Source organism: Homoserinimonas sp. OAct 916, assembly GCF_003260275.1.
Classification (GTDB): domain Bacteria; phylum Actinomycetota; class Actinomycetes; order Actinomycetales; family Microbacteriaceae; genus OACT-916.
On the sequence record NZ_QJHB01000005.1, the window covers coordinates 150,737 to 163,298 of the forward strand.

The following is a 12,562-nucleotide window of genomic DNA, read 5'->3' on the forward strand; positions in this document are numbered from 1 at the left end:
GGCCCAACGTCACTTCAGGCAAATCCCACGATCAATCCAGAAGAGCGAGCTGGTCCTTCCAGTACGCCTTGCACTCGGCCGCGGCCTCGGGTGAGAGCAGCCTTGCGTGCTGCACCGCAACCCGACATTTGCCCGGGGCCGACTCGTTGACTGTGACGTTGATCCGGGAATCATCCTCCAGCCCACAGCGCCAATAGCGCCACTTCGCAGTGGCCGAGGTGGTGGGCTGCTCCGTGATCTCCAACCCGTTGAACTCCGTGCGGCGGTCGACCAGTTCTTCCCAGGCGGCGAGCGCCTCATCCATGGTGCCCGGCACGGTCTTGCTGGCGCTCGATGCGAAGGTGCCGTCTCCCTGCTGCCCCGGGATGCGTCGGCCGATGTGTTGTTCGTATGCGATTGTGATCCCCTGCGCCCACCAACCGTGGTTCTTCAGATCCAGGTGCGCGATCTCCTTCTGCACCAGGGGCACGATATCGGGGTGCGGAAGGTCTCTCCCGCCCATCCCGTCGATGAGCGCGACCCATTCCGGCCACCCGCGCTGCGTCACCTTCTCGTACGGGCCGACACCCTGTGCTTTCGTCATGCACCGAATCTAGTCGACCGGACGAGCTTCGGGCGCCGCGTTGTCCGCTTCGGCCGCGTTGTTCGCTTCGGCGGCGGTGTTCCCCTCGGCGGACGCGATCGCTGCGGCCCTGCCCGACCGTGCTCGGGCCGTGTAGCCGTAGCTGCCCTGTTCCAAGAACTCCTTCGCCGCCGCCTGCACCGCGTCGACGGCGGCGAACGCAAACGCACCGCCCACTGAGATTCGGGCCACGCCCGCATCTGCCAACGCGGCCACAGGAGGAGTGTCGGCCATGGCGAGCACATTGACCGGGCGGTCTACCGACGTCACGATGGAGCGGATGTCCTTCAACTGTGTCACCCCCGGCGCATACAACACGTCGGCTCCCGCTTCCTGGTATGCCTGCAGGCGTTCAATGGTATCGGCGAGGTCACGGCGACCGTGCAGGAAGTTCTCTGCACGGCCGGTCAACACCAGCTTCGCTGGACCCCGGTGGCAAGCCTGGGCTGCCGCACGCACTCGCTCGGCCGCAGCCTCTTTCTCACGGATCGGCGTCTCCGGGTCGCCGGTGGAATCTTCGATCGAGGCACCGGCAAGCCCCGCCCGGCACGCAAGCTCGTAAGTCTCGGAAACTGATTCCGGACTGTCTCCGAATCCGTGTTCCAGGTCGGCGCTCACCGGCAGTGGGGTGGCTCGTACGATCTGGCCGCAGTGTTCCAAGGCCTCCTCCCTGGTCACCTCACCATCCCAGCGGCCGAGCGTCCACGCAAACCCGCTGCTGGTCGTCGCCAGCGCCCGAAATCCCAGCGAAGCGAACAGGCGGGCACTCCCCACATTCCACGGGTTCGGGATCAGTAGCGGCCCGGCGCCGTGATGAAGGGCGAGAAACGAGGTCGCGAGGTCGGGCGACGTCATGCGCCAGCCACTTCCGCGCCAACCCTCCGTGCGCACCCGATCACGTGGGCCACCGGAGGGGCAAAGGCATTCACCCGAAACCCGAACCGTTCGACCGAGTCCATTGTGAACCCGGCCTGGGTGATCGCCCGCACGGTGTCACGGTTGGGACGGCATCCTCCCGCCGCACGCCGCCACAGCGGCGTGGCCAGGTCTTGAAGACCAGCGACCATCCGGCTGCGTGACCTCACGTGCTCGTAGAACACCAGCACACCGCCCGGTTTCAGAACGCGACCGATTTCGGCGAGGACCGTCTCCTGTCTCTCGACGCTGCACAGCACAAGGCTCGACACGACGGCATCCATGCTCGCGTCATCACAGGGAATGCTCTCGGCCATGTCGGGAACCACCCGCACGTTGAGGCCGGAGTGCTCTGCGGCGTGACGGGCGTGCCGGCGCAGGAACGCGTCGGGCTCCAGCGCAAGCACCTCGGTGACGAGCGGGGGGTACAGCCAGAATGTGGCGCCATAACCCGCCCCGATCTCGACCACATTTCCGGTGAGCTCCGACAGCATCCTGACCCGGTGCTGGATAGCTCCGCGCCTGTCCATTTCGGGACCAACCCGATAAAAGGCCCGCCCGAATCTGGACGGACGATACTCCTCGGCAGTTTCACTCGTGCCGCTGACGTTCATACTTCGGAGCCTAACGCCGGAGAGCCTACTCGGGCAGGCTCGCGCACCTCGAACCTTTTCAGCGGTCGGTCGTCACAGCTCGATACAGTCCGAACCGCAGGTGTCGTCCGCCCCCGGATCTGGCCGGGGTGCGGGACGGTGCAGGATCGCACGGGTCGGGGTGACCGTCAGGGAGTCGGCAACGACCCGGGCCTCACCGTCGACGATGAGGGAGTAGCCGTCGCTTGTGGTCGGCGGCCACACCAATGAGACCTGGGGGCGGCTGCTCGTATTGGCTCGAACGCGTGCGCTTGGCGTGTTCACCGCGAGGTGAGGAGCCGTGACCGTGGGATTCACCGGAGAGGTGTGAATCCGATCATCGTCACCCACCGTGATCAGATAGGCGAACCCGTACTCGGAGATGCGGCCCGCGAGCGCATCGAAATCGATTTTCTTGCCCATACCCAAAGGCTAATCGGCATCGTCGAGCCCCGCCAGACCCCGCGCGCCCACAACCGGCCCGTCGATGCCCATCGTGCTCAGACCCCACGTGCGTGGGGTCCGCGCCATCACCTCTCAGGATGCACGATTCGGTCGCTGTCCCAGGGCACCGCCCAGTCCAATTCGTCGAACACTCGGGAGAGCACGATCGCGGTGAACCCCCAGATGAGCCTGCCCTCGGTGGTGAAGGCGGGTGCGGTCACCGTGCGGTCACCGATCACGTGGCTGGTACTCGCCCGGTTGCCGGGATCGAGCAGATCGGCCACCGGTGCGCGAAAAACGTCCACGGTTTCGGCATGGTCGACGGCTGCGACTCGCGACGGATGCCTCCACCAGCACAACACGGGTGTGACCACGTGGTTGCTCACCGGGATCGCAAACGTCGGCAACACTCCCAATGGCTCGAGACCGCTCGGTTCGAGGCCGGTCTCTTCGACCGCTTCGCGCACCGCCGCCTCGATGGGTCCCGAGTCCGTGGCATCGAGTCGGCCGCCGGGGAAGGCGATCTGCCCCGGGTGGTTTCCGAGGGTGGATGCCCGACGGAGAAGGAGCACATCCAGGTCGCGCGCCACCATCCCGGGAACGCTGGCGGGCAGCTTGGCCGGCACCGAGTCAAGCACCCCGAACAACACGAGCACCGCGGCCCGCCGCGCCGTATCGACATCCAGTTGCACGCGCGAAAGGTCGGGATGCCAGTCGAGCCCGCGAGCGCACAGCGCCGCCAGTTCGGCGCGGGGGTCGGAGGCAGGCATGGACCCAGCCTACGGAATCCGATCAACTGCCAACGGCGTGGCCGGAGGCCCGTGACAACGCCGGCCTGCCCCAGGTACCGTGAGCCTTCGAATAGACCATACGATCAGAGGTGCCGAAGACTGATTGAGCCGACCCGATCCCGGAGGAACCAATGGCCTGGTTGATGCCCACAGAGACCGCCCCCCACGAACGAACATGGATGGCCTTTCCGCGCGCCGGGCTCACCCTCGGCGAGGATGCCGCCGAGGCCGAGGAGGGCTACGCGGCCTGGACAGCCGTCGCACACGCCACAGCCGAGTTCGAGCCGGTCACGATGGTGGTAGACCCCAGCGAGATGATCCGGGCCCGTCGCATGCTCGGCAGTGAGATCGAGATTCTCGAGGCGCCCCTTGACGAATTCTGGATGCGTGACTTCGGCCCCACCTTCGTTCTCGACGACGACCGCCCCGGGGTGCTGGGCGCGGTCGATTGGATCTTCAATGGCTGGGGTGCGCCTGCCTGGGCCGAGTGGGAGTTGTCCGCCCAGATCGCGCGCTTCATCGCAGACCACGTCGGTGCCGAACTGGTCAGCTCCATGCTGGTCAACGAGGGCGGCGGCATCCACGTCGACGGCGAGGGAACCGTGCTGCTGACCGAGACCGTGCAACTCGATCCGGGCCGAAACCCGCTCGCCGACAAGGCCGGCGTCGAGGCAGAACTGGCCCGCACGATCGGCTCGAAACACGCGATCTGGCTGCCGCGCGGCCTCACCCGTGACTATGACGAGTTCGGCACCCGCGGCCACGTCGACATCATCGCCACAATTCCCTCGCCCGGCCGCGTGTTGCTGCACCTGCAGTCCGATGAGGCACACCCCGACTTCGAGGTCAGCCGCGAGTTGCGATCACATCTTGAACAGGCGACGGATGCCGCCGGCCGCACCTGGGAGATCATCGACCTGCCTGCACCGGTCACGCTGAGAGATTCCGAGGGCTTCGTCGACTGGAGCTACGTGAACCACCTCGTGGTGAACGACGGAGTGATCGCGTGCGGCTTCGGTGAGGAGCAGGCAGACGCAACGGCCAGGGAGATTCTCGCCGAGGCCTACCCGGGTCGGCGGGTGGTCACCGTGGACTCACGGCCGATCTTCGACCGCGGCGGCGGCGTGCACTGCATCACCCAGCAACAGCCGGCCGTGCCCGCGGCCCCAGTCAGTTGAGGCAGAGGGCATGACGGGCACATTCGATGTGGTCGAGGCACCGATCGCCGACCTGCGCGCGGCGTTCGCTGACGGCCGGGCCAGTAGCGAAGGGGTGACTCGCGCCTACCTCGAGCGGATCGAACGCTTCGACAGCGCCGGCATCCGCTTGAACTCGGTGATCGTGTTGAACCCCGATGCACTGGCCGACGCCCGCGCCTCCGATGCCCGGCGGTCCAACGGCCACGTGCTCGGCCCGCTCGACGGAATCCCCTACACCGCCAAGGACAGCTACCTGGCGACCGGGCTGACCGCAGCGGCCGGGTCACCGGCCTTCGCCGCCCTCGTCGCCCAGCGGGACGCGTTCACGATCGAGCGGCTGCGGGCGGCCGGCGCGGTGCTGATCGGGCTCACCAATATGCCGCCGATGGCGAACGGGGGCATGCAGCGCGGGGTCTACGGCCGGGCAGAGAGCCCGTACAACGCCGACTTTCTGACCTCGGCGTTCGCATCCGGCTCGTCGAACGGCTCCGGCACGGCGACCGCGGCGAGCTTCGCCGCGTTCGGTCTGGGCGAGGAGACCTGGTCGAGTGGACGGGCCCCCGCATCCAACAACGCCCTCTGCGCCTACACCCCGTCGCGGGGTGTGATCTCAGTGCGCGGAAACTGGCCGCTCGTACCCACGATGGACGTGGTGGTGCCGCACGCGCGCACCATGGCCGACCTGCTGGAGGTGCTCGATGTGGTGGTCGCCGACGACCCCAACAGCCGCGGGGACTTCTGGCGCGCCCAACCGTGGGTCACCCTGCCTGCGGCCTCCTCCGTGCGGCCCCCCAGCTACCCGGCACTGCGACCAGCCGATGCCGCCGCGGCCGGGAAGACTCTCGCAGGGCTGCGCCTCGGAGTGCCGCGCATGTACATTAACGCCGACCCCGAGGCGGGCACCGCTGAACGGCCGGGAATCGGCGGGCCGACCGGGCAGGCGATCCAGACCAGGCCTTCGATCATGGCGCTCTGGGAGAAGGCGCGCCGCGACCTGGAGGCTGCCGGCGCGGAGGTGGTGCCGGTCGACTTCCCGGTGGTCTCGAACTATGAGGGCGACCGCCCCGGCGCCCCGACAATCGGCACCCGGGGACTGGTGAGCCCCGAGTACCTGCACCGCGAGATCGTCGACCTGTCGGCTTGGGCCTGGGACGATTTTCTCCGCGCGAACGGTGACCCGGAGCTGAACCGCCTGGTCGACATCGACGGGGCACAGATCTTTCCGCAGCCGGAGGGAGCGCTGCCCGACCGCTACGTGGGGTTCGACGACGACATCGCCGAATACCCGCGGCACGTGCGCGAGCACCCGGTCGAGCATTTCACCGAGATTCCGCACCTCGCCGAGGGGCTGGCAGCGCTGGAGACCACGCGCCGCCTCGACCTGGAGGAGTGGATGGATGAGCTCGCACTCGACGCCGTGCTGTTCCCGGCGGTCGCCGATGTCGGCCCGGCCGACATGGATGTGAACGAGGCATCCGCCGATCTCGGTTGGCGCAACGGAGTCTGGGTGGCCAACGGAAACCTCGCGGTGCGACACCTGGGAATACCGACGGTGACGGTGCCGATGGGCACGATGGCCGACATCCACATGCCCGTCGGACTCACCTTCGCCGGGCGCGCCTACGACGACACGGCCCTTTTGACAATCGCCGCGGCCTTCGAGGCGACCGGCAGCCGCCGCACTCCCCCGCCGCGCACCCCGTAGCCGTGCGCTCAGTGCCAGGCACCACAACGATGTGAGCCTGGGAAGTGCACGCCCGAACAATCACCCGATCCACCATCTCAGTCGGCGGCCAGCGTAGGTGATGAGCGGACAGCGTAGATGATGAGCCGACAGCACCCTGGCCCGATCCGGAATCGGTGTCGGTGTCAGCTGCAGGTGACCTCGAGGGTGCCCTCGCCGAGTTCGGCTTCGCCGCCTTCGCGAACAATGCCGTCGACCCTCAGTTCAGCGACGTCGTCGAATGCGACCTGGCCCACCGAGTGGTCGTCGTCGCCACCAACCCTGATCGAGTAGAACCGCTCGGTGGTTGACATCGGCTGGTCCGTGCCCAGGTCGATACGCACCTCACCATCCCAACCCAGATCCACCCGGACGAAATCGATGTCGAGAAAAGCCGGCTCCTGTGACCCGTCGTCGACACCCGGCCCGGAGACCAGCACATCCTCGTCGCCTGACATACAGGTGGTCGGGCTGAAGGTGAACGACTGGCCATCCAACACCAACGTGGCGGTGTGTGCGCCGTCGGCCGCGTCCACCGGGCTCTCGGCGGCGGGAGCCTCGCCAGCGGGAGCCTGGCCAGCGGGAGTCTCAGCCGCCGGAGCGTCAACGACGGGCGTGTCCGCAACCGGCGCGGCATCGCCGACCAAGCCGCTGAAGGGTCCGGCTGCACAACCGACCAGAAGGGCGGCGGCCGCGAGCACCGCCGCCGCCGTGAGTGAGCGGTGAAGGGAACGATGATTCATGTGGCTACGCATACTCGCACCCTATCGAGAACCGCGGGAGCATTCATGAAGCACGCCCACCGCTATGCGCCGAACGCTTACTCCGCCTCGGCGGGTTGTTCCGTTCGCGCGGGATACTCCGGCTCGCTGGGCCGTGCCGGCTCCGGCACCTGCACGGGCACGGCCAATTGCTCTCGATCAGCCCATTGCTCTGCGCGCCGTGCGCGCCGGCGGTGCAGAGCCAGCAGCAGGGCAATCACCGCCCCGACCCCCGCCACGAGCAGCACGACCACGAGGTTCGGGACGCGCGAGCCCACGCCCGCCACCCACGACTCGACCGCGAACGAGGTGCTGGTCGACAGAACGCCACCCAGGCCATCCACGCCCACGACCACCAGAAAGACGCCGAGGGCGAGCGAGAACATTCCAGAGATGATGGCGTGCCAACTGTTGCTCCAGCGCCCGATGTGCACCATGCGGGGGCGGATCCACCCGCGGCGCCTCTGGGAGAAGGTCTTCCAACCGAGCGCCAGTGCGAGCAGCGGCACCGTCATGCCGGCGGCGTAGATCGCCAGCAGGGTGCCGCCGTAGACCGGGTTGCCTCCGACGGCAGCCATTGTCAGTACGGAGCCGAGGATGGGCCCGGTGCACACGCCGGCAACACCGTAGGCTGCGCCGAGCGCGAAGACGGTCAGGTTCGTTCCGGTGTCCTTCGGGTCACTGCGCCCGATTGTTGGCAGGGGAATCCCGAGTAGCTGCACCAGGCCGAGGACGATCAGCAGTGACGCAGCAATGGTGATCAGCAGGCCCTGGTTGGTCATCAGGAACGCCCCGACCGCCCCGGCCAGCACCCCCAACGGCACCAGAGTGGCGACGAGACCGAGGTAGAAGATGCCGGTGCGGGCGACCAGGGTCGCCGGGTTGCTGAACGCATAGGCGAAGAAGGCCGGGAGCAGCATCACCGAGCACGGGCTGAGCAGGCTCAGCACCCCTCCGAACAGCGCCCCGAGGTAGCCGATGTCGATCACTGCTGGGCTGCCACCAATTCCTGCTCGATGACTTCGCGGAAGACCTCAAGCGGCTGGGCCCCCTGCACCGGGGTGTTGCCAACGATGAACGTGGGTGTGCCACTCACGCCGATCGCCTGGGTCTCCTGCAGGTCGGCCGCCACTCGTCGGGCATGGGCGGGGTCATCCAGGGCGAGGGTGAATGCCGCGAGATCCAGGCCCGGGATCGATTCTGCGACGGCGGTGACGGCTGCCTGGTCCCAGACCGTTCCGCCGGTCGGCGCTGTCGCATACAGGGCGCCCGCATATTCCCAGAACAGCCCCTGGGCGCCTGCCGCATGTGCCGCGATCGCCGCGTCCGGGGAGGTCTTGCCGAGCACAGGGGCGTCTCGCCACTCGAACCGCACCAGGCCGGTATCGACGTACTCTGTCATCACCGTTGGCAGCACCTCGTTCGCGAAGACCGCGCAGTATGCGCAGCGGAAGTCGGCGTATTCGATGATGACGACGGGTGCGTCCAACTCTCCCTTGGCTGCCGCGTCAGCCGGGTCGCGGCGGGCCAGTTGCGAAAGTTCCGGGCCCTGTTCCTGTTCGGCATCGGATGCCGGCGGGCTCCCCTCGGCCGCGCCTGTCGGCCCGGGGGCAAACTCGTTCGACGCGTTGGGTTGCTGTTGCGCCGCGATTCCGACCGCACCGAGGGCGACCGCGAGCAGGATGCCGAGAGTCCAGGTGAGTCTGAGCCTGGTGGTGCGAGACCCATCCGCTCGGTTCTTCTGGGCTGACCCGCCCCGAGGTTCTCCTGCAGATGGTGATGCCACGACTGTCACGCCTCCGGTCGTACTCGTTGTCAGGCGCGGTCATAGGTTTCCGGCCCCGACTAGGGTATCGATCGGTACATGCCAGAGCGCTGGGAGCCGATTCGGTTTCGTCGGGCGGGCTCGGCGGGGATCAACCCCTTGGCGGTCAGTACCAGCCGGCCGACTCGGAGTGGTTCCACGCCGCGCACGGGGTTCCGTACGAGCCGGCGATGTAGCCCAGTCCCCAGCTGATCTGGGTCGCGGGGTTGGTCTGCCAGTCAGCGCCTGCGGAGGCCATCTTGCTGCCGGGAAGCGCCTGTGGAATTCCGGCAGCCCCGCTGGATGCGTTGTACGCGTTGGCGTTCCAGCCGCTCTCCCTGTCCCAGAGTGCCACCAGGCACCCGAACTGGGAGTCGCCCCAACCGTATGACGATGCCGCCATGTCACGCGCGATCGCCTGGGCGCCCGAAGGGTTGCTGGGTGCGCTCGGAGCGGAGCCAGTGACGGGCGCGCTGTTCGCGGCGGCCTCCTCCGCTGCGGCCTGCGCGGCCGCTTCTTCGGCAGACTTCGCTGCGGCCGCTTCTTCGGCAGCCTTCTTCTCTTCGGCAGCCTTCTTCTCTGCGGCTTTCTTGGCCGCCAATTCCTCGGCCTTCTTCGTGGCCTTCTTCACCTTGGTGGTCTCGGCATGTGTCTGGTCCACGAGCTCGAAGATGCGCCCCGGTGTGAGCAATTCGTAATTTCCGAGGGAGGCGACTGATGCCGAGAGCGTGGCCGTGTCTGCCTTGCCCTTCGCCGAGCCGATGGCGTCTTTCGCTACGGTGATGGTGTCTTTTGCCTTGCTCTTCGCGCGAGCAGAACTCACGATGCCGTAGGCGGCCAACTGGTCTGATTGACGCCCGGTGCTTGCGGTGAGCACCTCCGTTGCGGCAATGCTCGCATTCGTGGCCTCGACGTTGGACTGCACCACGAACCCGGCGCCGACGAGGGCACCGACAGCCACCAGGGAGCCGGCAACGAGCAAGCCGCCCCGCATCCTCGTTTGTCGTTTCTGAGCGCGAATCGCACTTCGGGTCTCTGAGATGGAGCCGGTGCTGTCATCAGCGGGCGTGCGTGAACGAGAAAAAAAGTTATGCATAGAATTCACCTGTCGAATCACACCGGGCAACGCATAGGCGCGCGTGCCACGGAGCGATTCTTATAATCGACGATCCTCGAGCGACGGGTGTCGCGCGGGCGAAGTGGCCAGTCTGCAAGGCGTTTCTCGGCAAATCATCTGCAGAACCTGTGAATTCGCCCAATGAACAGCCGGTACCGCCGTGACGGATTGCGTATGCGGAAGCTGCGTACCAGATCTTCACCGGGGAGAATGGAAACACTATGAAGACTATGGAAGAAGTAGGCGACTGGCTTTCTGAACTGCAGTCGCAGCGTCGCCGTGACCTGGTCACCAAGCAGATGGCCTTCGGCAACACGGGCGCGATGAATGCTCTGAAATGGGTGGTGAACACTTCCGCCGGAGAGGAGGAGGTGCAGCTCAAGATCAACGAGTTGCAGATCGCCAGTGGTGAGGCCATGGGCGACGAGATGGCATCGGTCGCCTACAGCGCCATGATCGCTGCGCTGAACTGGGTGCTTGGCCGCGACTGACGGCGGACTCAACCACGCATCCCTTTATCTCATGCGAGCGTTACATGTCAACCCCTTGTGGTGGGGTAATTCAGGGTGGGATGCTTATTCCTATTAGTGCTCTACAACAGAGTTCTGCAAAAGAAATGAGGTAGGACATTGAACGACAAGATCAAGAACACCGCCGAAGAGATGGCCGGTAAGGTCAAAGAAGGCGTTGGCAAGGTCACAGACAACGAGTCCCTTGAGGCTGAGGGTCGCGCCGATCAGACCAAGGCGAACGTCAAGCAGGCCGGCGAGAACGTGAAAGACGCGTTCAAGAGTGCAACGGAGTAATTCATGAACCTTCTACTGATCATTGTCATTGTCATTGCGGTTATTCTCGCAATCACGGGTGGCCTCGTGCAGTCGCTCAACTTCCTCCTCTGGGTGGGAATCGTGCTTGCCGTCATCGCCATCATCGCTTGGTTGATCCGATCGATGTCTGGACGAAAAACAGTCTGACGCCGCGCGCGCTGAACCAGAGTAAATGACGAGGTGTTCTCCGCCATTCGGTGGGAACACCTCGTCATTTTTTACCTGCGAGTGGTGCCACCTTGGAGAGGAATGAGATGAAACAGATCAACTTCCCTGGTTGCTCTGTAGTCACGGGCACCGCCATTGCCGACGCACTGACCAAATATCTTCCCGAACTCGGTCGAACAGGATCATCCCGGGCGGTGCACATACCCGTCCAAGGGCCGGACGGCAGCGTTTCTCTGCAGAGTTTCGTATTGACCCCAGCCACATCACTGGGCGTTTCAGACTCCAGCGACTTGGCGGAGGGAGTGGAAGACGCCCTGTTCCCTGTTCCGGATTTTCCCCCTGCCGCCCGCGTCGCCAGGTCCGTGCCGTCAGAAGCCGCCGAGAGACGGGCCCGAGTTCTGGAGCGGGCCCTCACCTGGATCGAGTAGCTTCACTCACGTCGATTTGTTTCGTTCGGTCGGGGCATCGTTCCGGCGCGCGTGGTCTTTTATCTCTTGGGCCGCCAGCACATCCCGTATCCGGAGGCTGGCGGCCTTCGTCACGTTCCGCGACTGGCGCATCGGCACGCTGATGCTCTTCTCGGCGTCCAGCCCCGAGCGCAATTGTCGCATCCGCTCCAACTCGGCATCGAACTCACCGCCCGCGAGCAAAGACCAGTTGGTCAACCACAGCCACAACAGGAATACGAGCGCGCCACCGATCGCGCCATAACTGCGCTCGAACGAGGAGAAATTGGCGAAGTAGATTGTGAACCCGACGGATGCCAGTATCCAGACGACGACGGCGACCAGTGCTCCGACGCTCACCCATCGCACTTTCGGGTGTCGTACGTTGGGCGTGAAGTAGTACAGCAGGGCGAACACAGCGAGCATCAGGATGAGCGCGACCGGGAATCGCAGGATGTTCCACGCGATCACGAGAGCAGGTTCGATCCCAAGTATTTCCACGGCGGTGTCGGCGACAGCATCGCCGATGGTGACCGCGAATGCGGCGATCGCCATCATGACGACGATAAGAGCGGCGAGGGGCACGAAGGCGATTCTCGTCTTCCAGAGCGAACGCCCCTCCTTCTGTCCATACACTCTGTTCATAGCCCTCCCGAATGCGGAGAGGTAGCCGGATGCCGACCACAGCAGAAGAACGAGACCTACCGTGAATGCATAGCCGTCGGGAGCCTGTGAAAGAGTGTCGAACAGATCTTTTGCGGCAGCAGCCGTTTCGGCGTAGCCCAATTCCTGGATCGTCTGCACGATGAATTCGATCACTTTGTTCCGGCTGCCGAGAAGGCCCAGTGCCGCCACGGCAACCAGCAGCACCGGGAATGCGGCGAGCGCCGACCGAAACGCTAGGCCGGCGCTCAGGTCGAGGCACCCGTCTCGACGAAATTCGTTGATCGTGCGTCGAATGATGTACTTCCACGAACTCGCACCGAGTTCGGTCGGGTTCTTTGGCCCGTCCACCTGCGCGGGCGCCTGTGCACGGACTGCGCCCGCGGTCGGTCTGCTCATTCCACTCAGTAGACAGGTTCGGCGCCTCGACGGCAAGTTCCAAACGGTTGT

Annotated in this window: 16 protein-coding genes; 6 read left to right on the forward strand and 10 right to left on the reverse strand. The window is 65.5% G+C overall.

Annotated features, from left to right (window positions below; genetic code table 11):
- Window positions 1-31: 31 nt before the first annotated feature.
- From DL891_RS07320 to DL891_RS07340, 5 genes are all read right to left on the reverse strand, one after another.
- The gene (locus tag DL891_RS07320; protein WP_111719773.1) at window positions 32-583 is read right to left on the reverse strand and encodes a hypothetical protein; all 552 of its coding nucleotides are present in this window, start codon (window positions 581-583) and stop codon (window positions 32-34) included.
- Between the two features lie 9 nt (window positions 584-592).
- Window positions 593-1,477, reverse strand: coding sequence for an isocitrate lyase/phosphoenolpyruvate mutase family protein (locus DL891_RS07325; protein WP_111719774.1), 885 nt, complete (start codon window positions 1,475-1,477; stop codon window positions 593-595).
- The gene (locus DL891_RS07330) at window positions 1,474-2,151 is read right to left on the reverse strand and encodes a class I SAM-dependent methyltransferase (protein WP_111719775.1); all 678 of its coding nucleotides are present in this window, start codon (window positions 2,149-2,151) and stop codon (window positions 1,474-1,476) included. Before DL891_RS07330 ends, DL891_RS07325 begins: the two co-directional genes overlap by 4 nt.
- A gap of 72 nt (window positions 2,152-2,223) precedes the next feature.
- A complete protein-coding gene (locus tag DL891_RS07335) occupies window positions 2,224-2,592 on the reverse strand; it encodes a hypothetical protein (RefSeq protein ID WP_111719776.1) in 369 nt (122 codons plus the stop codon).
- 107 nt (window positions 2,593-2,699) lie between these two features.
- The gene (locus DL891_RS07340; RefSeq protein WP_111719777.1) at window positions 2,700-3,383 is read right to left on the reverse strand and encodes a CoA pyrophosphatase; all 684 of its coding nucleotides are present in this window, start codon (window positions 3,381-3,383) and stop codon (window positions 2,700-2,702) included.
- Between the two features lie 152 nt (window positions 3,384-3,535).
- On the opposite strand from DL891_RS07340, the gene DL891_RS07345 reads away from it, so the two are divergent.
- Window positions 3,536-4,582, forward strand: a complete 1,047-nt coding sequence (locus DL891_RS07345; RefSeq protein WP_111719778.1) for an agmatine/peptidylarginine deiminase — start codon at window positions 3,536-3,538, stop codon at window positions 4,580-4,582.
- Between the two features lie 10 nt (window positions 4,583-4,592).
- On the forward strand, window positions 4,593-6,308 hold the full coding sequence (locus DL891_RS07350; protein ID WP_111719779.1) for an amidase: 1,716 nt from the start codon (window positions 4,593-4,595) through the stop codon (window positions 6,306-6,308).
- 164 nt (window positions 6,309-6,472) lie between these two features.
- Here the strand turns inward: DL891_RS07350 and DL891_RS07355 are convergent, their stop codons facing one another.
- The 4 genes from DL891_RS07355 to DL891_RS07370 all read right to left on the reverse strand — a co-directional run bounded on the left by DL891_RS07355 (window position 6,473) and on the right by DL891_RS07370 (window position 9,885).
- On the reverse strand, window positions 6,473-7,081 hold the full coding sequence (locus tag DL891_RS07355; RefSeq protein WP_232819049.1) for a hypothetical protein: 609 nt from the start codon (window positions 7,079-7,081) through the stop codon (window positions 6,473-6,475).
- Between the two features lie 65 nt (window positions 7,082-7,146).
- On the reverse strand, window positions 7,147-8,076 hold the full coding sequence (locus DL891_RS07360) for a cytochrome c biogenesis CcdA family protein (protein ID WP_111719781.1): 930 nt from the start codon (window positions 8,074-8,076) through the stop codon (window positions 7,147-7,149).
- Entirely contained in the window at window positions 8,073-8,873 is an 801-nt protein-coding gene (locus DL891_RS07365; RefSeq protein ID WP_157962431.1) for a thioredoxin domain-containing protein, read from the reverse strand. The genes DL891_RS07360 and DL891_RS07365 overlap by 4 nt, the downstream gene beginning before the upstream one ends.
- Before the next feature lie 145 nt (window positions 8,874-9,018).
- Window positions 9,019-9,885, reverse strand: a complete 867-nt coding sequence (locus DL891_RS07370) for a hypothetical protein (RefSeq protein ID WP_232819050.1) — start codon at window positions 9,883-9,885, stop codon at window positions 9,019-9,021.
- 344 nt (window positions 9,886-10,229) lie between these two features.
- Between DL891_RS07370 and DL891_RS07375 the strand changes: the two genes are divergently transcribed.
- The 4 genes from DL891_RS07375 (at window position 10,230) to DL891_RS07385 (ending at window position 11,431) form a co-directional block, all read left to right on the forward strand.
- Entirely contained in the window at window positions 10,230-10,499 is a 270-nt protein-coding gene (locus tag DL891_RS07375) for a hypothetical protein (RefSeq protein ID WP_157962432.1), read from the forward strand.
- Window positions 10,500-10,637: 138 nt separating this feature from the next.
- Window positions 10,638-10,814, forward strand: a complete 177-nt coding sequence (locus tag DL891_RS07380) for a CsbD family protein (protein WP_255563084.1) — start codon at window positions 10,638-10,640, stop codon at window positions 10,812-10,814.
- A 3-nt stretch (window positions 10,815-10,817) separates the two neighbouring features.
- Complete coding sequence (locus tag DL891_RS17315; protein WP_198668805.1) at window positions 10,818-10,982, forward strand: hypothetical protein; 165 nt, start codon at window positions 10,818-10,820, stop codon at window positions 10,980-10,982.
- A 107-nt stretch (window positions 10,983-11,089) separates the two neighbouring features.
- The gene (locus DL891_RS07385) at window positions 11,090-11,431 is read left to right on the forward strand and encodes a hypothetical protein (protein ID WP_111719784.1); all 342 of its coding nucleotides are present in this window, start codon (window positions 11,090-11,092) and stop codon (window positions 11,429-11,431) included.
- 6 nt (window positions 11,432-11,437) lie between these two features.
- On the opposite strand, the gene DL891_RS07390 is transcribed toward DL891_RS07385, so the two are convergent.
- The gene (locus tag DL891_RS07390) at window positions 11,438-12,511 is read right to left on the reverse strand and encodes a YihY/virulence factor BrkB family protein (protein WP_111719785.1); all 1,074 of its coding nucleotides are present in this window, start codon (window positions 12,509-12,511) and stop codon (window positions 11,438-11,440) included.
- Between the last annotated feature and the right edge of the window lie 51 nt (window positions 12,512-12,562).

Coding starts and splice junctions, on each gene's coding strand:
- DL891_RS07320 (WP_111719773.1), bottom strand. CDS start 583: ATGACGAAAGCACAGGGTGTCGGCCCGTACGAGAAGGTGACGCAGCGC.
- DL891_RS07325 (WP_111719774.1), bottom strand. CDS start 1,477: ATGACGTCGCCCGACCTCGCGACCTCGTTTCTCGCCCTTCATCACGGC.
- DL891_RS07330 (WP_111719775.1), bottom strand. CDS start 2,151: ATGAACGTCAGCGGCACGAGTGAAACTGCCGAGGAGTATCGTCCGTCC.
- DL891_RS07335 (WP_111719776.1), bottom strand. CDS start 2,592: ATGGGCAAGAAAATCGATTTCGATGCGCTCGCGGGCCGCATCTCCGAG.
- DL891_RS07340 (WP_111719777.1), bottom strand. CDS start 3,383: ATGCCTGCCTCCGACCCCCGCGCCGAACTGGCGGCGCTGTGCGCTCGC.
- DL891_RS07345 (WP_111719778.1), top strand. CDS start 3,536: ATGGCCTGGTTGATGCCCACAGAGACCGCCCCCCACGAACGAACATGG.
- DL891_RS07350 (WP_111719779.1), top strand. CDS start 4,593: ATGACGGGCACATTCGATGTGGTCGAGGCACCGATCGCCGACCTGCGC.
- DL891_RS07355 (WP_232819049.1), bottom strand. CDS start 7,081: ATGCGTAGCCACATGAATCATCGTTCCCTTCACCGCTCACTCACGGCG.
- DL891_RS07370 (WP_232819050.1), bottom strand. CDS start 9,885: ATGCGGGGCGGCTTGCTCGTTGCCGGCTCCCTGGTGGCTGTCGGTGCC.
- DL891_RS07375 (WP_157962432.1), top strand. CDS start 10,230: ATGAAGACTATGGAAGAAGTAGGCGACTGGCTTTCTGAACTGCAGTCG.
- DL891_RS17315 (WP_198668805.1), top strand. CDS start 10,818: ATGAACCTTCTACTGATCATTGTCATTGTCATTGCGGTTATTCTCGCA.
- DL891_RS07385 (WP_111719784.1), top strand. CDS start 11,090: ATGAAACAGATCAACTTCCCTGGTTGCTCTGTAGTCACGGGCACCGCC.
- DL891_RS07390 (WP_111719785.1), bottom strand. CDS start 12,511: ATGAGCAGACCGACCGCGGGCGCAGTCCGTGCACAGGCGCCCGCGCAG.